We start from the raw sequence: 23,909 nt of genomic DNA, 5'->3' as shown, positions 1-23,909 counted from the left end.
GATATTAAAATGCCATTAGTTATTGTAGCCATTGGAATTGTAGCATTATTAATTTTAATAATGGGCTTAAAATTAAACACCTTTCTTTCATTAATCATTGTATCGTTTGGTGTTGCTTTAGCACTTGGAATGCCATTAGAGGAAGTTGTCAAAACCATTGAAGCAGGATTAGGCGGAACACTTGGGCACTTAGCTTTGATCTTTGGTCTTGGAGCGATGTTAGGTAAGTTGATTGCTGACTCAGGGGGCGCGCAGCGAATTGCCATGACCCTCGTGGACAAATTTGGAGAAAAAAATATTCAATGGGCTGTTGTTTCTGCCTCATTCATCATTGGTGTCGCGTTATTTTTTGAAGTAGGATTAGTATTATTAATTCCAATCGTCTTTGCGATTTCTAGACAATTAAAGGTCTCCATTCTTTATTTGGGAATTCCAATGGTAGCCGCTTTGTCGGTGACCCACGGTTTCTTACCGCCACACCCAGGACCAACTGTTATTGCGGGTGAATATGGCGCTAACATTGGGGAAGTATTACTTTACGGTTTCATAGTTGCTGTCCCTACGGTCATCTTAGCAGGACCAGTGTTTACAAAGCTTGCTAAGAAATTGGTACCGGACTCATTTACGAAATCTGGTGATATTGCTTCTTTAGGCAAACAAAAAGTATTTAAGTTAGAATACACACCAGGATTTGGAATCAGTGTATTTACCGCTTTACTACCTGTTATTTTAATGTCAATTGCTACAATTGTTACTCTTCTTCAAAAAACAATGGGATTTGAAGATACTAATATTCTAGCTGCGATCCGTTTTATTGGTGAAGCTGGAACTGCCATGCTGATTTCTTTATTAGTTGCTGTTTATACAATGGGAATAGCAAGAAAAATACCAATGAAAGATATTATGGATTCTTGTACAACAGCGGCTCTGCATATTGGAATGATGCTCTTAATCATTGGGGGCGGCGGTGCCTTCAAACAAGTATTGATTAATGGCGGTGTTGGTGACTATGTTGCAGAATTATTCAAAGGAACTACCTTATCACCAATCTTACTTGCCTGGATCATCGCTGCGATCTTACGACTTGCTTTAGGGTCTGCGACCGTTGCCGCTCTTACGACTGCTGGTTTAGTTATTCCAATGTTAGGTCAAACTGACGTGAACCTTGCTCTTGTAGTTCTTGCAACAGGTGCAGGCAGTGTCGTTGCCTCCCACGTTAACGATGCTGGTTTCTGGATGTTTAAAGAGTATTTTGGATTAAGCATGAAAGAAACATTTGCTACATGGACATTACTTGAGACGATCGTTTCAGTAGCCGGATTAGGATTCATTTTATTATTAAGCTTATTTGTATAAACCTTTCCAGGCAGTAAAACCCCGCTTAAGTGAGGGTTTTACTGCCTATTAATCTGATATAAAGGAGCAGAGGAAAATGTTGAATACTATTGGTGTTATTGGTTTAGGAGTTATGGGCCGTAATATCGCTCTAAATATGGCCGGCAAAGGGGAGCGAGTTGCTGTATATAATTACACTAGAGATTTAACCGATCAGCTTGTTGTAAAATTGGAAGGGCAATCCATCTATCCATATTATGAAGTCCAAGATTTTGTTCAATCCTTGGAAACCCCAAGAAAGATTTTTCTAATGGTGACAGCAGGTAAACCAATCGACTCGGTGATCCAAGCTTTAACCCCCCATCTAGAGTTAGGTGATATCATCATGGACGGCGGCAACTCACATTACGAAGATACGGAACGCAGATATGATGCGTTGAAATCTAAAAGAATCGGTTATTTAGGAATTGGTATTTCGGGCGGTGAAGTCGGGGCGTTAAAGGGACCCTCCATCATGCCAGGAGGAGATCAAGACGTTTATGAAAAAACAGCCTCCATTCTGACAAAAATCGCTGCTCAAGTAAACGGTGACCCTTGCTGCACCTATATCGTTCCAAAAGGAGCCGGGCATTTTGTAAAAATGGTACATAACGGGATTGAGTATGCAGATATGCAATTAATTGCCGAAGCCTATACATTTTTAAGAGAAAAATTACAAATTCCTGTTGAAGAAATGGCCGACATCTTTGAAACATGGAATCAAGGTGAACTGAAGAGTTATTTAATCGAAATCACGGCAGAAATTTTACGAAAAAAGGACGAAGTAACAGGGTTGCCGCTGATTGATGTCATTTTGGATAAAGCCGGACAAAAAGGAACAGGTAAATGGACCAGTATCCAAGCCATTGATAACGGCATCCCGGCCTCGATTATTACTGAGTCATTATTTGCCCGTTACATTTCAGCTTTAAAAGAGGAACGGGTTCAAGCAAATACGATCCTGACAGGCCCTAAAAACGTTCAGCAAACATTGGATAAAAATGAGTGGATTGATTACATTAGACAAGCCTTATATATGGGAAAAGTTTGTGCCTACGCCCAAGGATTTACACAATATAAAATGACTTCCGAACTTTTTGGCTGGGATTTGCCCTTAAAAGATATTGCGTTGATTTTCCGAGGCGGGTGTATCATTCGTGCAGAATTCTTAAACGTTATTAGCGAATCCTACCAAGAGCAGCCAGATCTTACGAATTTGTTAATCTCCCCATATTTCGCAGAAAAGGTTACAGATTACCAGATAGGATTACGAAAAGTTGTCTCTGAAGGAATAAATTCTGGTATCTCATTCCCATGTCTAAGTGCTTCACTCACTTATTACGATAGTTATCGAACAAGCATCTCAAATGCTAACCTTTTGCAAGCACAGCGTGATTATTTTGGTGCTCATACCTATGAACGGCGTGATATAGCAGGAGTCTTTCACACAAACTGGCTGTAATAGGTGCCAGGGGCCGCGACTTCATTCTTCTCGGGCAATCAAAAATTTTGCGATTAGACCTTACTCATAAAATAGATAAAAGGCACAACTAGTTGTGCCTTTTGTCATTCTTAAGTATTTTTTGATCAATTTTTCTTTGTACAGACCCCTCCGGGGTCGTTTTTTATGCCATTGTTGGATTAACCCAAGTCCAGTTTGCCATCTTCTTTAAATTCATGGCAACAAAAGTAAGCATCGCCTGCATAGACAATTTTTTAAGTCCCCTTAAAGTTGTCCATCGCATCCCATGCTTCTCTTTCGCGTCTGTAAATACACCTTCAATCGTTTCTTTGCGTCGTGCATAGATTATTTTATTTTCGTTTGTATGCCGAAGGTGTTCAGCTTCCTCAAGATACTCTTCCCAAACATGTCTTTGAATTAGCTTTTGAAGGTTTTTACTTTGCGTACATTGGGATAAAAACGTGCATTCTTTACACTGAACTGGATTCGAAAGATACTGCCTGTATCCTTCCTTCGTTGTCGTGCTATATTTCAACTCCTGTCCTCCCGGACAAAGGTAGTAATCATAGTGCTCATCGTAAACAAAATCATTCTTTTTCAAATAACCTTCTTTGGTACGAGGGCGTGTATAAGGTAAAGCAGGACGAATCTCATTTTCAATTAAGTATTGAGCAATAGCAGGTGTTTTGTATCCAGCGTCGGCAGCAACAGCAGCAGGTTTCTCTGAGTCTCCTATACTCCGGTACATCTTTCAATTCCTTTCGCCTTTCTTTATTTTTTATGCAACTCATTCCATTTCTTAACCAAACGCTTCAAACTTGGGGCCAGTCCCCCGTTGCGATAAAGCGGCGGGGGACCTTTTATCCAATCATTTTTTAAAATCATCTGCCATATACACTCCACATGTGCAAAGTGTATATGGCAGTACATGGGGTGCCGGTAAATTGAAAAACACGCAACTTTTCCATACTAATGCTTAGAAAGCACTCAACTTAGAATTTCTTTTGCTTTTTCCTTCATTTCCTCGTATCGCTCATTTAAAAGTTTTAGGATTGTGTCATCAGGGGTAAAATGCATAACGATGGCCTGTATTTCACGTTTAGTGAATCCGTTGCGTTCCAGTATTGTATATCCCCTGCCGTTAAGTTTATACCTAATTATAAAACTATCAGCTTTTTTCCCTTCTCTCGGATAAACTTGGACAAATTTAAGAACTGCCTCTTGGCATTTACAATCTGGATTCATACAGTATGAGTCAGCAATTAAAAATAACTTTCCAATATAAGCTAAGTGAAAAAAATCGTCGCTTTGGTCGGGGAAAACCTCTGAATAACAAACGGTGATGCCTTTAGCAATACTACTGAGCACGGCATTCATAATACCACTCCTTTTTTAATAACTTCGATTTAACCAGCAACAATCCCATCATTTATTCTAGTTATTAAATGAATGTATTCGCTTCAGCATTTTAACAGGAAGTTATTATAGGATGGCTTGATAGTGGGTTTAAAATGATGAAAATGAAAGGGGAAGATTGCAGATTTAAGATTTAATAGAAAGGAATCCAAATTTCGATAATATTTATCATTTTTATTGTCGTTATTACCTATTTCGACCTCCCTTCCGGTAAAATTATATCACATTACATTTCATAATATTTCGCCTTCTCAAAAGGTTTTCTACAATTATGTGAACACTCCGACCATGAGAAGCTACCAAAAATTTTTGCATAAAAAGTAAAGAAAGGCAGATTATCTGCCTTTCTTTACTTTTTATGCAACTCACTCCATTTCTTAACCAAACGCTTCGGTGCCGCACGTAAATAGGCTTCTTGAATGAGATCGGTCAATTCATCCCAATCTTCCCCCTGCGAATTACGAATAGATACCCATCCATGCTGTCCTATATATGGGGGTTTGAAAAAGTGCTCCTTCTGCAGCAATAATTCCTGCGTTTCCCGATCAGACTTAAACGACATGTTAAATCCTTTCTCACTTTCACCTGATATTACGAAGGATTTTCCATTGATTTTAAAAGTATTGTGACCAAAACCGTCGATATGTTCAACGGCTTCGGGCAGATCAAGACAGATCTTGCGCACATTTTCAAGCATGCCATCTTCCCATTGTAATTTCAGCCTATTTTGCATTCGCATCGGGTTGATGAATTCCGAATAGATTGCCTTCGGTATCCATATAGTATCCTTGCCACGCCATACCAGGGAGGGCGTATTTGGGCATTGCTACCTTGCCGCCATTCTCGATAATTTTAACTTCCGTTGAATCATAGTTTTCCACTCCCATTGTACAAGCAAATGCATTTAAAGCTTGATTTGTTTCCGGCGGAGCACTTTTGCGCTGCATTAAAGCACCATTGATCCCTAGTTCATTCTCATCCCCAGTTACTGCTCCAAAGTAAGGCATTCCTGCATACTCACTCCAATCCTGAAATGACCATCCGAATACCTCTCCGTAAAACTTCTTTGCCCGATCCATGTCAGTCACATGAATTTCGAAATGAACTAATCTCCCCATGATTTTCCTCCTATTTTTTCACAAGAAATCTTTATTAAAATAAAGCAGAATCCTTATTCACTTAATACCATCTTTCCCACTTTTATCATTATTCAAAACGAGCATTTTCCAATGCATTTAAATCTATTTTTTTCATCTTAAAGAGTGCCTTTGTAACTCTATGGATTTCGTCTCTTGAACCTTTAAACAAGACCTCATCAATGTTATCCGGAACAATTTGCCATGAAACTCCGAATTTATCCTTTACCCATCCGCATTGTTCTGCCTCAGGCACAGCAGATAGCCTATCCCAGAAGTAATCAATCTCATTCTGATTTTTACAGTTAACAATTAGTGAAAATGCTTCATTAAAATTGAAATCTACGTCATAGCCATGATCCATTGCTGAAAAATGAATACCACAAAGTTTGAAGGCAGCATAATTCACCTTTGCCTTTGATGACATGGCTTCTCCTGCTCCATACCTGTTGATTATCTCTATTTCCGAATCTTCAAATATTTCCGTGTAGTACTTTACTGCTTCTTCCGTTTTCCCACATGAATCACTTGAGAAAAGCAAGTTTGGCGTAATCTTTTGAACCGTTTCATCTTTGTCCATGAGCATCAACTGCCAAGACAACCCAAATCGATCCTGAACCCAGCCATACCACTTACTAAAGGGGTATTCACCGAGCGGCATTAATTCGGTCCCGCCGTCAATTAAGGCATTCCATTTGGTATTTACTTCTTCTACAGAGTAACAAGCAATCATCAAGGAAATGGTTGGATTAAATTTGAAGTAAGGACCTGCACTTATTGCTTTGAATTGTTGCCCTGCCAATTCAAAGGTTATCAATTCTGAATCTCCAGAAGGAGTGTTTTCAATAACTGTCACATTTAATAGTTTAGAACTGTCAAACAAACTAATATAAAACAATGCAGCTTCTTTAGCTTCTTTGTCATACCATAAATGCGGAACTATTTTTTCCACAAAAAATCACCTCACTATCAAATTCATTTCCAAATTGAACTAACTTTATTCTAATTGAATAGACGGTGCCTAGACGGTGCCTGTCACGCCCCGATTCTTGCTGAATTTTGTCGGCTAAAGTCAATGGTTCAGAGAAATCATTAAATTGAAAGGTCGACAATTATACAGTAATTCGGGTAAAAAAGGGAGAGAGGAAGGATCCTGTCTCATTCTCTTTTGCTCTTACATGTTGGTCAGTAGGTAAATGTGGCGATATTTTACTCCTTTTTCACTAGCAACGCACAGCACCCTACATGCCCAGTATATATGTGGGGTGCTGGCAATGTGGACTGCTAAACTGTCATTTTCCAGTTTGATACGGATAACCAGTTTTCCTTTTCCTTATAATCAGGCATTATCTTTCCAACAAGGCGCCAGAAGGAGCGGTCGTGATTCAGATGGACCATGTGACACATTTCGTGGACGACTACGTAGTCAATTACTTCCTGCGGTGCCATGGCCAGCCTCCAATTGAAGGTTAACTGTAGTTTAGAATCACAGGTTCCCCATGTAGTTTTGCTATCCGAGATACGAATGGAACGCGGTTTTGTTTTGAAATTGCTTTGATAGTAGGAGATACTCTTCTCTACTAAGGCTTTGCATTGCTGATAATAGAAGCGTTTTAAAGCTTGCTTTATCTTCTCATCCTCAAGCAGATTTAAATATATAAGTAACTTCTCTCCCTCAAACACTACATAGTCCTGCTCAATATTTTTGTCTTGAAAAATCTGTATCTGATAGGTGTTTCCCAAATAAAGAAAGCTTTCACCATGCTCATAGACCTTTTCCTGTGTTCCTTGCAGCCTATCCTTCATTTCATTTAATTTTTGCTGAATAAGATCCCATTTTGCCTCTAATAACTGAAGCACTCTTTCATCAGAGGTCCCTTTCGGAGCCTGGACTTCAACATTTCCATAGGTATCTATCGAAATTCCTATGGAGGTTCGGTTCTTGTATTTTATCTCAAAACGCATTGTCGTACCTGAGTAGGTATGTATCATATCATCACCTGTAGATCCATTTATGCTGTTATTCCCCGTATTTGATTGCTAATCCTTTTAAGAAGTTCCTGGCAAATATATCGCCGTACTCTTTAACATTCTTATGGCCATCTTTTCTTAATAGGGCGCAGAGTTCTGCCTGTCCCCTGAAGCAACAGGCACGCTCATTCGTTTATTCCTTTAATCGTTTTGACTAGCTAAGATTGTAACACATTGACAGCTTAATTGAGAAATCACAAGGTGAAAGAAAATCAAACTATTAGCCTAGCATTCCTGTTATATCTACCTGCAATCTTTCCAATCAGGATATTCTTCTTGTGCCTGAGGGCGGTTGGCAATGTCGTAATTTCCGTAATTCGTTGGACTGCTCGAAAACTGTTTGTAAGCAGCTGGAATATACGATATTGAGGGGAGTGTACAGTCAGCCATTAATACCTTTCTAGGGAATTCCTCTGTAAGTGTCCATTACATTATTGATTCTGCAAAAGGGAAGGTCACAGAAATAGTTCGTCCAAATAATATTCCGTGGCAGGAAATTGGTATTTTAATATGCACTCGATTGGGATTGAACATGAAGGTTTTGCTGTGGAAGGAACGGACTGGTACAGCGAGCAATTGGCGTGTTCAGGCACTCAATGGGCGGCGCAGCAAGTGTTGGGCTAGGCAGAGAACGGAATGAAATAAAAGCTGTTATAAATATTGAAGCCCCGTTCTTTATTGATCTTATTTATAAGAAAGAAATCGATGATTTTGTGGCACGCGACGAAGACTTCAAGACCCCACTTCTTAACATTTTTTCGGACGATGTTTGGGGACAGCTCGACAGCAACTCCACTTATGTAGCGAACAAACCCAATAATGAACACTTCAAAGAGGCATATACTGTTCATTTTCAAGGGGCAAATCATTTAAGCTTGACCGATTTACCGCTTTTCTCACCTATACTTGCAAATATGATACAAGGCGGAAAAGTGTACATTGATCCATATTACTGTATTGAAACAGAAAATGATCTAATTCTTAAATTTTTCGACGATGAATTAAAGGGCATTGGCCATTTCACCCCGGAAGAGACGTATTGATTTTGATCTATAAAAAAAGGCCAGTGGGTCAGTCCCCCACCATTATTAAAATAGCGGGGACTGACCCTTAAATTCAGTAGCAAAGCCAAAATTATTTATCACTAGGAAACGCAAACGACAACCCACTATTTTCACTAGGTGCTAACCATCGCTCCGAAATCGTTTTCGTCTTAGTAAAGAACCGCGCCTGATCCGGCCCAAACATCTGTCCTTCGCCAAATCTTGAGCCCTTGAAACCAGCAAAATTGTGGTAACCTACCGGAATTGGAATCGGAACATTGACACCGACCATTCCTACATCAATTTCAGTAGTAAACTTCCTGGCTGCCAGCCCATTATTTGTAAAAATTGTTACGCCATTTGCCAATTCTTGCTGATTAATTAATTTGATGGCTTCCTCTAAAGTATCAACACGTACAACATTCCGAACAGGTCCGAAGACTTCTTCTTCAAAAATTTGCATTTCTGGTTTTACATGGTCAAGCAAAGTTGGTGCTAAGAAGAATCCTTTGCTATTTTTGGTAACATCTTTATTACGTCCATCACAAACAATTGTGGCGCCTTCTTCTTCACTGCGGTCAATTGCTTTTAGGATGTTTTCTTTTGCCTGCATGGAAATTATCGGGCCATAATCTGCGCCTTCTGTATAAGCGCCTACTTTTAAGCGATCAATCTTTTCTTTTAAAATTTCTACCAGGCGATCAGCCGTTTCTTGTCCGACCGGCATTAAGGTAGAAATTGCCATACAACGTTGTGAGGCAGCTCCATACCCCGCGCTGATGAAAGCATTCGCTACTTGTTCCAAATCAGCATCCGGCATCACAACCATATTGTTTTTGCCGCCTCCTAAGGCAACAACGCGTTTGCCATATTTAGCGCCGGTTTCATAAATATAATGCGCGACAGGTGTAGACCCTACGAACGAAATGGCCTGCACTGCCGGATTTTCAAGCAGTTCATTTACCGCCTCTTTATCGCCATTGATGATGGTCCAAATACCATCCGGGAGGCCTGCTTCTTTCCATAATTCACTAATATATAATGCTGTCATTGGCACGCGCTCGGAAGCTTTTAAAATAACAGCATTTCCAACTGCCACTGCCATGCTTGTTTGCGCCAATGGCACCATGATCGGAAAATTAAATGGAGAAATTGCCGCCACGACGCCAAGTGGATATTTAGCGGAATAAGCATTAATTTGTCCGCCTACATTGACTGAGTATTCACCCTTCATCAAATGCGGCGCATTAATCGCTAAATCCACCGATTCTAATGCGCGTGTAATTTCACCCATTGCGTCTTCTTCGGTTTTGCCGTTTTCAGCGCAGATTAATTCAATTATTTTATCTTTATTTTTCGTAAGCAGACTGCGGAAATTCATGACAATTTCAGCCCGCTTCGCTACAGACAGATCACGCCATTTCGGAAAGGCGGCTTCTGCTTTTTTTATGGCAGCTTTCACTTCGTTTGCGGAAGCTAATGGCACTTTCGCAATGACTTCGCCTGTTGCCGGATTGAACACGTCTGAAAAACGGCCGCTTTCACCGGGAACCATTTTTCCATCAATAAAATGTGTAAGTTCTTTAACTTCAGTAATATTTGTCATCTACCTATTCTCCCTTCGATTTTCAAAGCCGCAGCTTTATAATGATTCAATCGCTTGCACTAATGTTGCCACAATAAAATCCTTTTCCTCTAACGTAATATTCAACGGTGGAGATAATGTCAATACATTGTTATATCCTGCAACGGTTACGCCATTTTTTCCAATAATGAGTCGTTGTTCTTTGCACTTGGCAATCACTTGGTTGACCTTCTCGACAGGCAAAGGTTTTTTTGTATCGCGGTCTTCTACCAGCTCAATTCCAACAAGCAATCCTTTTCCGCGAATATCGCCAACGTTAGGATGTTGTGAAATCCTGGTTTTTAATTCTTCTAGTAAAATTGCGCCCATTTCGGCAGATTGTTCAAATAAATTTTCCCGCTCCATAATTTCGAGGTTTTTCAACGCAACGGCGCATGCCGCTGGAGAGCCTCCAAATGTATTGACATGGCGGAAAAAGTCATAATTGCCGCTTTTCGTGAACTCTTCGTAAATTTCTCTCTTTACCGCGGTTGCTGAAAGGGGCATGTAAGCACTGGTAAGTCCCTTTGCCATTGTGATAATATCCGGCTGCACTCCATAATGTTGATGTCCGAACGCTTTTCCAGTACGTCCGAATCCGCAAATTACTTCATCTACGATTAATAATGCGCCATGCTTCTCGCACACTTCTTTTACACCTTTTAAGTAATCATCTTGAGGCATAATAACCCCGCCCCCGGTAATAATTGGCTCCAAAATCATCGCCGCAATGGTTTCTGAATGTTCCCATGTCATAATTTCATCCACTGCCTTAACGGAAGGCAGCTCGCTTAATCCATCCTCATTATTACGGTATTGATCCGGTGCTTTAACATGAATAAAACCCGGTGCTAATGGTTCGTATTTATACTTCCGCTCGGCTTGCCCTGTTGCTGCGAGCGCTCCCATTGAGTTCCCGTGATAGGCCCGGTACCGAGAGACAATTTTATAACGGCTGCCCTGCCCTTTTTGCTGGTGATACTGCCGGACGATTTTAAAAGCGGTTTCATTTGCCTCAGAGCCGCTGTTGGAGAAAAAGACAACATAATCTCCGCCTAATAAATCACTGATTTTTTCAGCAAGTAAAATCGCCGCAGGATGACTACTTGTTAATGGTGTATAGTTGTTCTCCAGAAGTTGGTCGTAGGCAGCTTTGGCCACTTCTTCTCTTCCATAACCAATATTTACACACCATAATCCCGACATGGCATCTAAATAACGATTGCCCTCAATATCCGTCAGCCAAGCTCCCTTCGCTTTTTGAATAATGGCAGTCGCTTGCGGGTTATACGGCTTCATTCCATGCCAAAGATATTTTTCATCTTTCGTGACTAAATTTTCAGCGGTTCGAACATTTTCCATTTGAGTCTCTCCTTTACAATTTGTTTTTCTTAATCTCTATTTTGAAGTGTAATGAACCGATAATCATCAGACACAATGTAAAATGTTTAGGAGAACCGTTTCACATATTGACAACTATTTTTCGAATAACAAAAGCTGGTGTCCGCGCGAGGGGGTTCCGCACATAAATTCAGGAAAAAGAGCAAACGCTGGTACGCACAAATATTTCCGAACGGTTATCCCATATCAATAAATATATAATTTCCTAAACGAAAAAAACCCCTCTTACAAGAGGGATTCACTAATCTGTTAGCTGAAATTGAAATTGCGTAGCGAGCAACATTAACTCAACCGCAAGACGCTTAGGCGGAAGCATATAATCACTTCCTATTAAGCTTTCAATTTTAGACAAACGATGATATAACGTTTGACGAACAATAAATAGCTTTTCAGCCGCATCGTTTTTCTGGCAATTGCATTGTAAATACACCTGCAATGTGACAATCAAATTCCCATTATTTTTAGCATCGTATTCATAGAGAGGCTCTAAATATTTTTTGGCTATATTCATAATGGCTTTATTTTTTTGTATTTGAAGAACTAATTGATGTAAATACAGATCTTCGTAAAAATAAGAAAGATGGGCAGCGTTACTTCGGATTAACAATGTATCCTGTGCCGTTTCGTAACTTTGATGGACTAATTTATAATGATTCACAATTTGCCCAACAGCGGTCGTGACAGATAGATTGATATATTGATGATTCTTTCTATAGTTCCTGATTGTCTCGATGCTCTCGATAATACGGTGTTTTAGATCATGTCCATAAATATCCGCAATCACATAAATAAGCCTTTGTTTCTCTTCTAATAAAAATACAACGAATCCTTTTTTTTCAAAAACATTTCGGGAGTATAGTTTGTAATAATTTAAATCATTTTCTTTCTTCGATTTCTTGATCTGGTCAATCAATACAAAGTAAGAGCAATTTAATAAATGGTGAAAGCTCTGTTCCTGTAAGAAAGAAGTAATCACAGAATCTTCAACGGTTCCGGCTAACCAAGATTCCAAAACCATTCGCGAGTGCATATTTTGTTTCTCTTCGATATATAAGCTGCGTAGCAAATACTGTGACAGGGCAATAACCGTTCGATCCAATACTAACAATTCAAACTCATTGATCGTGCGGTCCTCTGTGAAAATGCATAGTTCCCCGTAACGTTCTTCTAATATATTAACCTCACATTTCGCAAAATGCTTGGAACTCCCCGTTGTTTCATATTTTTCCCTTAAGACCTCATATATATCGTGTTTTACATTTGGTATAAACAATGGCTGCTGGCCGTTTATGATAAAGGTAACGTTCATGTTTAAATATTTATAAAGTCTCATTAAAAGATGGTCATAATGAGTGATCTTCAATGTTAATTTGTTGATTTCTTGTGAATAATTCTCCAACCGTTTGATCATTTCATACTGTTGATTAATTAAAATACTATGTATTTCTTGTGTTATTTCAATATATGGAACGATTTCGCGAAACGCAAGAATCGGAAAATGATGGTCATTGGCCAACTTGATTACATGATCAGGCACTGATTGAATATGCTCGCCATATTCAATGCATAGTCCGGCTGCTTCTTTTTCAATCAGTTGTTCGACAAAATGGAAGAAAGTCTTTTCCTCAACGAGTTGAATTCCTGTTGTTAAAATTAATTCGCTGCCCTTTATTAAACTAGTGATATCTTTCGATTCCAGTATATGAACCCATTTGATCGGATTCAATACCCCGCTTAAACCAGCGATGATTTCTGCGTTTTGAAAATGATTTTTAGCAAATAAATCTTGAACAGTCAGCGAATAAGACATGTTGACCCACCCCCTAAAAAATTACTTTATACTGAATAATATAACATATTGTAAAACGGCACAGAGAACTACTTTACATTCTGTTCATTTCGATTGGCTAAATAACTATGTTATATTTTTGATATATTCCAAAAATTTTTACAAGGGAGTGAACGGATGAAGCAGACAGCTTTAGTAAACGGCGAAGTCATTTCAGTGAATAGTAGAAACGAAGTCTTTGAAGCATGTTTGATAGAGGGCAACAAGATTGCCGCAGTAGGCACAACGGAGGAAATCAGAAAGCGCATCTCCTCCACCACAAAAGTCATTGATTTGCATGGAAGATCTGTTTTACCCGGTCTGATTGATGCACATATGCATCTTTTTTTATACGGCAATGCATTAATGCACCTCAACTGTAAAGAACCCGCTATAAATTCAATTCAAGAGTTATTGGAAAAATTAGCCGCCATTGTTCAAAAGACTAATGCCGGACAAATCATCCGAGTATTTGGATTCAATGAAATAATGGTAGAGGAACAACGATATCCGACCATCCAGGAGCTTGATCACCTGACAGAAGAACACCCGATTGTCATTACCCGTACCTGCGGGCATATCGGCGTGGTGAATTCAGCTGCCTTAAAATTAGCCAATATTGATGCGGCAACTCCTGATCCTAAAGGCGGAACGATAGAAAAAGACAGCAGCGGCAAATTTACAGGCCGCCTCATCGAGAATGCCTTTTTACAATTCAATCAATATGCAACTTATAGTGAGGAAGAATTGTTTAATGCGCTAACAAAAGCGCAGCAACAATTATTTGCACATGGAATCACAAGTGTCCACGATGCGGGAGGATTTGACGAAAACAGCTTTAGAATTATGCAAATAGCTTCACATAAAAAGCAAATCAACGTCAGGATTTATGCCATGATCGCTAGTTTAGGGGATTGCGAAAATTTTACGAAAAACATGTTAAATTCAGGCGTCATGACCCATACCGGCAATGACTTTTTCAAAATTGGGCCTGCAAAGCTATTTACGGATGGCAGCAGCACAGGGCCGACCATTGCTACCCGCGAGCCTTACACAAGCGCCCCCGACAATTACGGTTACTTGATGTATACAGAAGAAGAACTGTATTCCATCTTCTCCAAAGCGCATCAAAATGGCTATCAAATTACCGTGCATGCCCAAGGAGATAAGGCGATTGAGCAATATTTAGGCGTGATTGAACGTTTATTGCATGAACACCCGCGCGATGACCATCGCCATCGTGTCGAGCATTTGGGAATATGTCCGCCGGACCTACAAGAAAAGGCCAGGGCGCTCAACGTCATTCCGATTCTAAATCCATCATTCCCGTATGAATTCGGCGAAAGCTATATTCGCAATTATGGCGAGCGAACCCATTATATGTATGCGGCAAGGGACTTACTGAACCAAGGCATCATCACCGCCGCTGGCTCAGATGCGCCTATCACAACCGTTAACCCATTCGTGGGCATTTACACAGCCGTTGCCCGCTTAACCCGACAAAACACAGCTTTTGGACAAGAGCAAACAGTGTCACTAATGGATGCCATTCGCATGTATACGTATAACGCGGCCTACGCAAGCTTCGATGAAACGATGAAGGGCAGCATTGAAGCGGGGAAATTGGCGGATTTAGTGATCGTAAATACTTCTCTATTAAACTGTCCAATTGAAAAAATCACCGAAGTGAAAGTTGATACAACCATACTGGATGGTGAAATAGTTTTTGAAAAAATTGCTGATAGGATTGGAGTGTGAAGCAAGTGAGAAAGTATGCGCAATTATTGCTGATTATTCCTTTCATAGGAATGGGTGCCCTTCTGCCGCTTGCGAATCGGATTGAACCGTATGTTTTAGGATTGCCCTTTTTACTATTTTGGATTGTATTATGGATGATTCTATCATCGGTGGTTCTGTTCATCGTCTATAAATTGGATCCTGCAAATAAAGGAAGTGAAGTGCAATGAACAGCGCCTTAGTCATCATCTTTTTCGTTGCCGTTGTCGCTTTATACTTAGGAATTCGTGCAACCCGCGGCAAAAAAATGAATGTCAATGAATTCGCGGTCGGGAATAAAGGCTTCGGCACACTTTTCGTATTCCTGCTCATTGCCGGCGAAGTTTACACAACGTTTACCTTTTTAGGCGGCAGCGGATGGGCCTATTCAAAAGGCGCGGCCGCTTACTATGTTCCGGCCTATATTTGCTTGGCATATGTGCTTTCCTATTGGATCGTCCCGAAAATTTGGCGGTTTGCCAAAAAGCATGACGTCATTTCACAGCCTGAATACTTTATGAAAAATTATAACAGCAAAGCTCTGGGTGTCGTTGTAGCTTTCATCGGTTTAATCGCGCTCATACCCTATATCGTCATCCAATTAAAAGGATTGGGAATTATCGTATCAGAAGCTTCCTATGGAACCCTTTCACCATTGCTGGCTTCAACAATCGGTGCCATAATCGTGACGATTTATGTGACGGTTTCCGGCATCCATGGATCTGCTTGGAATGCCGTATTAAAGGATATCATGATTTTATTTGTGATTATATTCTTAGGAATCTATATTCCTTATCACTATTTTGGCGGCATCAAGCCTTTATTCGAAGCCATTCAAACAGTTAAACCGGAAGCGTTAACATTTGCATCTGAAGGCTTAAGCCAGTCATGGTTTATTTCGACCATCATTTTAAATGCATTTGGTTTTTACCTATTGCCACAGTCGTTTACTATAGTCCTATCAGCGAAAAGTGAACGCGCATTAAAGAAAAATGCGATCACGCTGCCGTTGTATACCGTTTTAATTTTATTTGCCTTCTTCATTGGATTTGCTGCCATAATTCAAGTACCTGGATTAGAAGGCGCTGCCGGCGACCTTTCACTGTTGCGACTCACAATGAAAACCTTCGATCCTTGGTTTGTGGGAATTGTTGGCGGGGCAGGCTTGCTTACAGCGTTGGTGCCGGTATCTGTTATGGTTATGTCCGGAGCAGTCGGGTTAATGACAGGCTTTTACAAGTTAATCAAGCCAAACTCAAGCGACCGCCAGCAACTAACCGTATCCAAATTATTTGTTTTGTTCATTATTTTAACGGCTTATGTTTTCAGCATTATCGGCGGGGATGCATTGGCCATTCTAAACATCATGTCATATGGATTAATCACACAATTAGTGCCGGCTCTGATTTTCGGATTTTTTGGTACAAAGTTCTTGAATACGTACGGGGCGATTGCCGGGATTGTAACAGGAGTATCCATCGTATTAATAAATGCTGTCACTTCATTTAAATTAGTCGATATCTTCCCAAATATTCCAAGCGCCTTGAACGACATTAACATTGGTTTCGTAGCCATTGCTGTTAATATTTTCATTGGAGTGCTTGTAAGTTTAATAACGAACAACTTGGCAGCAAGAGCAAGCTCTAAGATAGAATTGGTCAAATAATTAAAGGAGGTCTCCCTGTGATAAAATGTAATGCGAACCGGCTTGAAAAATTAATTGATTTATTTAGTTTGTTTGGCAAAACAGAAAACAACGGAGTAACCAGGCTTTCATTATCTGCTGAAGATTTCGCAGCCCGCAAGAAATTCCAAACATTATGCGAAGAAATAGGAATGACCGTAACATACGACGACATGGGAACCATGTATGCAAAATTACTAGGAAAGAAGGACTTGCCCCCTATCGTTATCGGCTCTCATTTGGACTCTGTCATCAAAGGCGGACGTTTCGATGGAGTGCTTGGTGTCCTAACGGCTTTAGAGACGGTCTATACGATAAAAGATGAAAAAATTGAGTTAGACTACCCAATTACGATTGTCAATTTTACAAACGAAGAAGGAGCCCGGTTCGAGCCATCCCTTATGTCTTCCGGCGTGTTATCCGGAAAATTTGATAAAACGAAAATGCTCGCTTCAACAGACAAGAACGGCATTACATTTGCTCAAGCCTTAAATGAAAGCGATTTCGAGGGCTCCGCCGCAAATCGTTTAAAAGAAGCAAGCGCTTATATCGAACTGCATATTGAACAAGGACCTGTACTGGAACGGAAAAACTTAGATATCGGCGTTGTAGCAGGTGTGCTGGGAATGGTTTGCTACGAAATCTCCGTCTACGGAGAATCTAATCATGCCGGCACAACACCGATTAGCATGCGCAAAGACCCCATGTTCACGGCTGCCAATATGATTGTCGATATGCAAAAACAATTACAGCGACTCGATGCGGATCTTGTTTACACAATCGGAAGGATCAATGCCTATCCAAATATTCATACCGTTATTCCTTTAGAAGTAACCTTTACTTTAGAATCGAGACATCAGGACCCTGAGGTTATTGCGGAAGTAAGCCGAATAGTGGAAGGATTGCCGCGCAGTTCTAACGGCTGTTCGGTAAAAACGACCCTTCTCTGGGACCGGGATACGGTTGACTTTAATGAAGAAGTCGTTGGTACGGTTAGGGCCGCTTGCAAAGAGCTGGGCTATAAAGAAAATCAAATGTACAGCGGCGCTGGACATGACGCCCAATTCATCGCCTCTTATATCCCAACTGCGATGATTTTTGTCCCAAGTGTAAATGGATACAGCCATCGTGAAGATGAACTCACTTCATATGAAAACTGCGCTAAAGGCGCTGACGTTTTGCTTAATACTGTGTTAAAATTATGCCGGGAAAAAGTTAATAGATAAGGTTTTTTAAAAAAAAGCTAGGCAGTAAAAAAGATGACCTTTGTATTAAGTAGTTCAGATAACGTGGAGAAACAATAGAATTAGCATTCGAAAACGAGTATGAAATCGCAAAGGTTTCATACTCGTTTAGTTATTGATATGTAATGGCTATACTCTATTTCGTATTTGAATTAGCAAGTGAAATAGCATACATATTAACTTGGTGACAATAGCTATTGTCACTTCGTAATTTTGAGTGCGATGTAAGCTGTCATTTGAGGTGTTAAAAAATAAACAAAAGGAATAGGAAATTTAATTTAAAATATATAGAGAAGTAAAATTACTCTTGTTCCGGTAACGTAATGTTAGTAGAACAATGTTACTTCTAAACAGCTTATTTGAAACCTTCTCCAATTGAAACCGTACAAATAGTTATATATAAGGAGGAGTAATAAATGTTTGAATACAAGATTGTTAAAATTGAGTTTAAAAAAATATCTGGTAAACCTAAAGAAGACTATCGTGAAGTAATTAAAAGTCACGCAGAACAGGGGTGGCGTTTTGTTCAAATTTTCTCTCCTGACTTTGCAACATCAGGAACTGCTGTAGGTTCTTATTATGAATTAATCTTTGAAAGACCTTTACAACAGTAAACAGAACAATAACCATTCGTAAAAAAAGTTTGTAAACATTTCACCTAAACAACTGGGTCATTTTATTGAACAAACCTTATACAAATGAAAGCTCAGAGGCGCATAGGATACTCTGAGCTTTTTTGCGTGTTATTTACTGTGTTAATTGACCTGTTAATCCAAATGTTATTTAACTTGTTATTTTAGGTTTTCTCCACAATAAAGGAACTACTTGCCTTTATATCGTGGTCCTTTTTTAGTGCCAATGGGGTCAGACAAACATGTAATTTTTAAAAATTACATGTTTGTCTGACCCTTTTATCATTTATTTTAGTAGACCTTCTTTTTCTAAATAATCCCTAGCAACTTCTAATGGGGTACTTCCCTCTACATTCACTTGATAATTCATTTCTCTCATTTCATCATCCGTAATCCTACCAGCTAATTTATTTAGTGCGGCTGCGATTTCCGGATATTGGTCTGCTGTTTCTTTCCTCAGCAGCGGTGCTCCTTGGTATGGCGGGAACAAATGTTTATCATCTGCTAAAACCTTAAGTTCATATTGTCTTAATTCACTATCTGTAGAATAGGCATCCACTAAATTAATTTCACCGGATTCAACTGCAACATAGCGCAGTTTTGGTTCCATTGTAACTAGATTTGGAAACTGAATATTGTACAATGATTGAATCCCCCTGTAGCCATCTTCCCGATCGGAAAATTCTAATGTAAATCCAGCTTTTACGTTATTTTTAATTGCCTGCAAGTCCGAAATTGTTTTTAGCTGGTATTGATCAGCAAGCTCTTTTGATACTGCCAATGCATATGTATTGTTATATTGCATTGGTTTGAGCATGACCATCTTGTATTTGTCCAACATACCATCTTTCGCTTGTTTATATACTTTTTCACTATCAGTACTATTCGCCGTTTCTTTTAAAAACTCAGAAATAGCAGTCCCTGTAAATTCAGGATAGATATCAATACTCCCTGACTTAAGGGCATTGAAAACAAACGAGGTCTTGCCCAGCCCCGGTTTCAATTCCACCTGCAAGTCTGTTTCTTTTTCAATTAGTATTTTATACATATTCATTAATATTTCGGGCTCTGCGCCTAGTTTCCCTGCAATCACTATTTTTTTCTCTTGAACGTTCATGAGCGGGGTTACGATTATAGCGAGAGCTAAAACGGCTATACTCGCTATAGTGATGAAAGATTTCTTATACGAGAGATTTTCAAACCTTTTAAGCAGGAAATCAAATAATATCGCTAACACAGCGGCTGGTATCGCCCCTAGTAGAATCAGATTTGTATCATTCCTGTCAATGCCCAGCAGAATAATATCCCCTAACCCGCCGGCACCGATTAATGCCGCAAGTGTTGCTGTACCCACGATTAAGACCATTGCTGTCCGAATACCTGCCATGATTACCGGCATCGCAAGCGGCATTTCCACTTTTATTAATCTTCTTCGCGTATCCATCCCCATGGCACGAGCCGCTTCTATTAAGGAGGAATCCACTTCCTTAATTCCTGTATATGTATTTCTTAATATAGGCAGTAATGCATAGGCAACTAAAGCAATAATAGCAGGTACTTTCCCGATTCCCAGTAACGGAATAAGTATTCCTAATAACGCTAAGGATGGAATAGTTTGTAAAATTGACGCTATACCGAGCATTACTTCTGCTGCCCTTTTATTCTTAGTTAAATAAACTCCTAATGGGATGGAAATGATGACGGCAAAGAAAAGAGCAATAAAGGAAATCTGCATATGCTCCAATAATGCACTAAAAAGCTGATCTTTTCTTTCCTGTAATACTTGTACAAAATTATTCATTTGCAATACCTCTATCTTGCAGGTTAGTTGATAAATATTGAATAACTGACCGCCGGTTAATCATGCCGATTCGTTCACCAGTTTTATCGACAACAAGTTGTTCATGTTCAGATAGTAATTCCAATATCTCCTTCCATGATGTTGAAACTGGTACAACAATGGAAGATTCTGTTTCGTTTAGTGGCTGCAATAGTTCTTCCAAATCAATAGTAGGAATTCCGTTCCTATATTTGCTCCCTACAAATTCTTCCACAAAATCATTAGCAGGATTAGTAACGAGCTCTTGAGGCGTTCCAATTTGGACCACCTTTCCATCCCTCATAATACAAATCCGATCCGCGAGTTTTAAAGCCTCTTGCATATCATGAGTAACAAAAACGGTTGTCTTTTTCAAATTTCTCTTTAAATCCATCATATCGTCCTGAATTTTTTCACGGCTGATTGGATCCAAGGCACTAAACGGCTCATCCATTAATATTATTTCAGGGTCTGCAGCAAGAGCCCGAATGACACCAACTCTTTGCTGCTGACCCCCGGACAGTTCACTCGGTTTCCTGTCCAGATAGGTTTCTGGCTCTAAACCTACCATCTCCATTAGTTCGCGAGCCCTCTGCCTCATTGTATCTCTGTTCCATTTTTTCATTTCAGGAACAACCGAAATATTCTCTTCAATCGTCATATGAGGGAAAAGCGCAATCTGCTGAAGAACATACCCAATATTCCATCTTAGCTCATGAATGTCGTACTCACTTATTTTTTTATCCTTAATGAAAATGGTCCCGTCGGATAAAGGGATTAACCTATTGATCATTTTTAGTGTCGTTGTTTTCCCGCAGCCGCTTGGTCCAATAATGACAAAAAACTCACCCTGATTAATTTCAAAGTTTAATGATTCGACAGCAAGCGTTCCATCTGCGTACCTTTTTGATACATTATTAAATTTAATCATTCCATTACCCCTTATATTTTCGTTTCATAAAAGTCAGTAAATCTAAGGTTCCTTATATACACATCCAAAACCATTCTATCAATAATTAATGACATGTTAAAACTTAAGACTTCTATATATTCCCTGTTGATGAAAGGTTATCCCTAGAAAACCGCATCTCCTGACTATAAAAAAAAGCTGGCTCTAAAAGGTCCAGACGGACCAAAATTAGAGCCAGCTTTTTTTTCAACAATGGTACTAAAAGATACCTATAATGTACTTTTCACAGTTCCAAAGGAAATTACGATGCAATATAATCTTCTTCAGGTATATCATCCGCTTTACACATGCTGTAATATTTTCCTTTTGTTAACACAGCGAAAACTACAGTGAGGATAGAAGCTAGAATCGCAGCGAAAAAGGCTGCCGTACTTTGTAAAAATATTCCCATATAACCTAATGCAGCCACCGTACCTAAAACACTTGCAGTAACTAACGGAATGACTCCAACAGGATTCCATTTATACAAATTCTCCTGTCTAGCCTCATAATAACTAGGACCAATCTTCAATATCTTTTTCACAACTAAAGAATCAGTAACCAAAATAGCTGCCCAAGTCAAGAGAAAAACACCTTGGAATGTCATGGCAGTATCTAAATGATCCAGTATGCCACCCAGCATCAAGGCCATGGATATTACCCCTGCCACAACAATCCAAAAACGTCTGCCTGGTTTAAATTTAAAAACATTCTCAAAAAAGCTAGAGAGTGAAAGTGAGGCACTATAGATATTTGTAATATTAATTCTGATTTGAGTCAACAAAGTAAATAGAACTCCACCTAGACCAAGGAGTGATACAATGTAAACACCTGGATTGGACTCTCCTAAACGAACACCAAACCATATTCCAAGGCCGCCCATCACTCCAAAACAGAAAATTTGTGGGACAAATCCGATCATAAATGAACCTATTTTAATATCCTTGGGTTTAAGGAACCGTGCATAATCTGATGCAAGAAGAGCGGTTAACCCCATTATACCGTGCTGCATCCCGATGCAGAGCAGCAAGGCTGTTCCTCCTGTTTGAACACCATCTGGCAAATATGACCAAAAGTTCCCGTCGTAAAGCGAGGTTTTATTGAATGCTACTATGATGGTTGTTATTAAAAACACTCCGAATATTGGCAGTGACCATTTTTGTAATTTATCCAACTGTTTAATACCAAACCAATTTAAAGGTATAACGACTGAACCAAAGATGATGATTAAAAGCCATACTGGGATGAAGGGGAAAAATGCATGTATGGCAGCAACTAATATCATGCCTTCAAATGCACAATACATGATAAAGTTGGATGCGTAAATGATAGAGGTTAATGAGGCACCTATATATCCAAATCCTCCTCTGGATAATAAATTCACATTCATTCCAGATTTAGCTGATAAATAGGCAATGATTGTTCCGAGTACTCCCGCGACAACGATGGCGTAAATGGCTGATATGATTGCATTAACCGCCCCAAATTGAAGCGCCATTACACTTCCCATTTGAAAGTAAAAAATAGCTGTTGCGATTCCAAAGGTAATGTTTGTAATACTAAACCAGCCCATATTCCTTTTTTCCATTGGTACACTATCGTACGAATAATCATCTTTTATCTCTTCTTTTACTTCGAAATTTGTTGTTTGGATCTTTCCCATTTTACCATCCCTCTCTTTGTGTATGTTTTCACATATTATTCTACTTATTATTTTCCCATTTCCAAAAATTGCTACAATAAATATGAACCTAATCAACATGTATGATTTAGAAGTAACAATAAGTGAGAATGCTGGACACGTTAGTAAAAAAATAACGATGAAAATAAGAAAGATTCTTATTTTCATTATACTTCGCTGCGAAAGTTAAGGATTCTATAGCTCAAATAAAAACTAAATGTCTATATGAATTGGAATCAACTGGCCCGTGTTAAGGCCGAACCTGAAAATAGGATTTGTTTAATGATTCATAATTCCTGCGGAGGAATCATTCGATCGTTTCAATCAGATCTAAGTAATGGCTTTTCAGAAGGATTAAACTGCCGATTAGGCACCTGGGTGTATGTGGAGGATATTTTCAATCAAAAAAACAGAACAGCCATGGTTTAGTAGGAGAAAAATTAACTTTCCTTTTATACAATAAAAAAATGAGTACGAAGTGGGGCATAGTGCCCGCCGAACTCATTCCCAATTCAACATTTAGTGTTTTTCGAAGCCTTCAGTGTGGTTTTTCTAAAAATTCATTGCTTTTTGGGAAGAGCTTAACCATCCTCCTTATTCAAAAAAACCGCTAGCTGAATAAGAAAAATAAATAACTTTTTAAAACCACCCTTTTAATATGTTACTAGTTTAACACAATCAGTTTACATAATCAAGGTCTTCAGGAACCGGCTGAATTTCATTGTGCCAAATTTGGGGTCACTCTCCCGTTACGTTAAAGCGGTGGGGGACTGACCACATAGCCATGGGGCAGCTTTTTCACAGTGCCC

19 protein-coding genes and 2 pseudogenes are annotated in these 23,909 nt (G+C 39.4%); 8 read left to right on the top strand and 13 right to left on the bottom strand.

Annotated elements, in window-relative coordinates:
- Window positions 1–9: 9 nt before the first annotated feature.
- Together BSO02S_RS21460 and gnd are read left to right on the top strand one after the other, a co-directional pair.
- Window positions 10–1,356: a GntP family permease gene (locus tag BSO02S_RS21460; protein WP_066072532.1), complete on the top strand. Its 1,347-nt coding sequence runs from the start codon at window positions 10–12 to the stop codon at window positions 1,354–1,356.
- Between the two features lie 76 nt (window positions 1,357–1,432).
- Window positions 1,433–2,836 (top strand): decarboxylating NADP(+)-dependent phosphogluconate dehydrogenase, encoded by a 1,404-nt coding sequence (gnd, locus tag BSO02S_RS21455; RefSeq protein WP_066072529.1) that lies wholly within the window; start codon window positions 1,433–1,435, stop codon window positions 2,834–2,836.
- Between the two features lie 163 nt (window positions 2,837–2,999).
- Here the strand turns inward: gnd and BSO02S_RS21450 are convergent.
- The 7 genes and pseudogenes from BSO02S_RS21450 to BSO02S_RS26615 form a co-directional block, all read right to left on the bottom strand.
- Window positions 3,000–3,557 (bottom strand): annotated as a pseudogene (locus BSO02S_RS21450) (transposase); the annotation flags it as partial.
- 266 nt (window positions 3,558–3,823) lie between these two features.
- Window positions 3,824–4,213: a hypothetical protein gene (locus tag BSO02S_RS21445; protein WP_066072526.1), complete on the bottom strand. Its 390-nt coding sequence runs from the start codon at window positions 4,211–4,213 to the stop codon at window positions 3,824–3,826.
- Between the two features lie 388 nt (window positions 4,214–4,601).
- Entirely contained in the window at window positions 4,602–4,949 is a 348-nt protein-coding gene (locus BSO02S_RS21440) for an MmcQ/YjbR family DNA-binding protein (protein ID WP_235846981.1), read from the bottom strand.
- A 25-nt stretch (window positions 4,950–4,974) separates the two neighbouring features.
- Complete coding sequence (locus tag BSO02S_RS21435) at window positions 4,975–5,370, bottom strand: VOC family protein (RefSeq protein WP_066072523.1); 396 nt, start codon at window positions 5,368–5,370, stop codon at window positions 4,975–4,977.
- Between the two features lie 88 nt (window positions 5,371–5,458).
- Window positions 5,459–6,340 (bottom strand): VOC family protein, encoded by an 882-nt coding sequence (locus BSO02S_RS21430; RefSeq protein WP_066072520.1) that lies wholly within the window; start codon window positions 6,338–6,340, stop codon window positions 5,459–5,461.
- A gap of 332 nt (window positions 6,341–6,672) precedes the next feature.
- A complete protein-coding gene (locus BSO02S_RS21425; RefSeq protein ID WP_066072517.1) occupies window positions 6,673–7,380 on the bottom strand; it encodes a M48 family metallopeptidase in 708 nt (235 codons plus the stop codon).
- Window positions 7,381–7,408: 28 nt separating this feature from the next.
- Window positions 7,409–7,522, bottom strand: a pseudogene (locus BSO02S_RS26615) (DUF1456 family protein); the annotation flags it as partial.
- Between the two features lie 457 nt (window positions 7,523–7,979).
- Between BSO02S_RS26615 and BSO02S_RS21420 the strand changes: the two are divergent.
- Complete coding sequence (locus BSO02S_RS21420; RefSeq protein WP_268876022.1) at window positions 7,980–8,462, top strand: alpha/beta hydrolase; 483 nt, start codon at window positions 7,980–7,982, stop codon at window positions 8,460–8,462.
- A gap of 91 nt (window positions 8,463–8,553) precedes the next feature.
- On the opposite strand, the gene BSO02S_RS21415 is transcribed toward BSO02S_RS21420, so the two are convergent.
- The 3 genes from BSO02S_RS21415 to BSO02S_RS21405 form a co-directional block, all read right to left on the bottom strand.
- Window positions 8,554–10,068, bottom strand: a complete 1,515-nt coding sequence (locus tag BSO02S_RS21415) for a CoA-acylating methylmalonate-semialdehyde dehydrogenase (RefSeq protein WP_066072514.1) — start codon at window positions 10,066–10,068, stop codon at window positions 8,554–8,556.
- 36 nt (window positions 10,069–10,104) lie between these two features.
- Window positions 10,105–11,448: an aspartate aminotransferase family protein gene (locus BSO02S_RS21410; protein ID WP_066072511.1), complete on the bottom strand. Its 1,344-nt coding sequence runs from the start codon at window positions 11,446–11,448 to the stop codon at window positions 10,105–10,107.
- A 280-nt stretch (window positions 11,449–11,728) separates the two neighbouring features.
- On the bottom strand, window positions 11,729–13,297 hold the full coding sequence (locus BSO02S_RS21405) for a PucR family transcriptional regulator (RefSeq protein WP_066072508.1): 1,569 nt from the start codon (window positions 13,295–13,297) through the stop codon (window positions 11,729–11,731).
- A 156-nt stretch (window positions 13,298–13,453) separates the two neighbouring features.
- Between BSO02S_RS21405 and BSO02S_RS21400 the strand changes: the two genes are divergently transcribed.
- The 5 genes from BSO02S_RS21400 to BSO02S_RS21380 all read left to right on the top strand — a co-directional run bounded on the left by BSO02S_RS21400 (window position 13,454) and on the right by BSO02S_RS21380 (window position 18,633).
- On the top strand, window positions 13,454–15,073 hold the full coding sequence (locus tag BSO02S_RS21400) for an amidohydrolase (RefSeq protein ID WP_066072506.1): 1,620 nt from the start codon (window positions 13,454–13,456) through the stop codon (window positions 15,071–15,073).
- 5 nt (window positions 15,074–15,078) lie between these two features.
- On the top strand, window positions 15,079–15,282 hold the full coding sequence (locus BSO02S_RS21395) for a DUF3311 domain-containing protein (RefSeq protein ID WP_066072502.1): 204 nt from the start codon (window positions 15,079–15,081) through the stop codon (window positions 15,280–15,282).
- Window positions 15,279–16,757 (top strand): sodium:solute symporter family protein, encoded by a 1,479-nt coding sequence (locus BSO02S_RS21390; RefSeq protein ID WP_066072499.1) that lies wholly within the window; start codon window positions 15,279–15,281, stop codon window positions 16,755–16,757. Before BSO02S_RS21395 ends, BSO02S_RS21390 begins: the two co-directional genes overlap by 4 nt.
- 17 nt (window positions 16,758–16,774) lie before the next feature.
- Window positions 16,775–18,001, top strand: coding sequence for a Zn-dependent hydrolase (locus BSO02S_RS21385; RefSeq protein ID WP_066072497.1), 1,227 nt, complete (start codon window positions 16,775–16,777; stop codon window positions 17,999–18,001).
- Window positions 18,002–18,435: 434 nt separating this feature from the next.
- Window positions 18,436–18,633, top strand: a complete 198-nt coding sequence (locus BSO02S_RS21380; protein WP_066072494.1) for a DUF4177 domain-containing protein — start codon at window positions 18,436–18,438, stop codon at window positions 18,631–18,633.
- Window positions 18,634–18,937: 304 nt separating this feature from the next.
- Here the strand turns inward: BSO02S_RS21380 and opuFB are convergent, their stop codons facing one another.
- From opuFB to BSO02S_RS21365, 3 genes are all read right to left on the bottom strand, one after another.
- Window positions 18,938–20,452, bottom strand: a complete 1,515-nt coding sequence (gene opuFB, locus BSO02S_RS21375; protein ID WP_066072491.1) for an osmoprotectant update ABC transporter permease/substrate-binding subunit OpuFB — start codon at window positions 20,450–20,452, stop codon at window positions 18,938–18,940.
- Entirely contained in the window at window positions 20,445–21,401 is a 957-nt protein-coding gene (locus tag BSO02S_RS21370) for an ABC transporter ATP-binding protein (protein ID WP_066072488.1), read from the bottom strand. Before BSO02S_RS21370 ends, opuFB begins: the two co-directional genes overlap by 8 nt.
- 280 nt (window positions 21,402–21,681) lie before the next feature.
- Window positions 21,682–23,082, bottom strand: a complete 1,401-nt coding sequence (locus BSO02S_RS21365) for a purine-cytosine permease family protein (RefSeq protein WP_066072485.1) — start codon at window positions 23,080–23,082, stop codon at window positions 21,682–21,684.
- Between the last annotated feature and the right edge of the window lie 827 nt (window positions 23,083–23,909).

The sequence above is a fragment of the Neobacillus soli NBRC 102451 genome (genome assembly GCF_001591665.1).
Lineage (GTDB): Bacteria > Bacillota > Bacilli > Bacillales > Cytobacillaceae > Neobacillus > Neobacillus soli.
The sequence above is the reverse complement of the archived record's forward strand: the minus strand, read 5'-3'. Positions and strand labels throughout refer to the sequence as shown.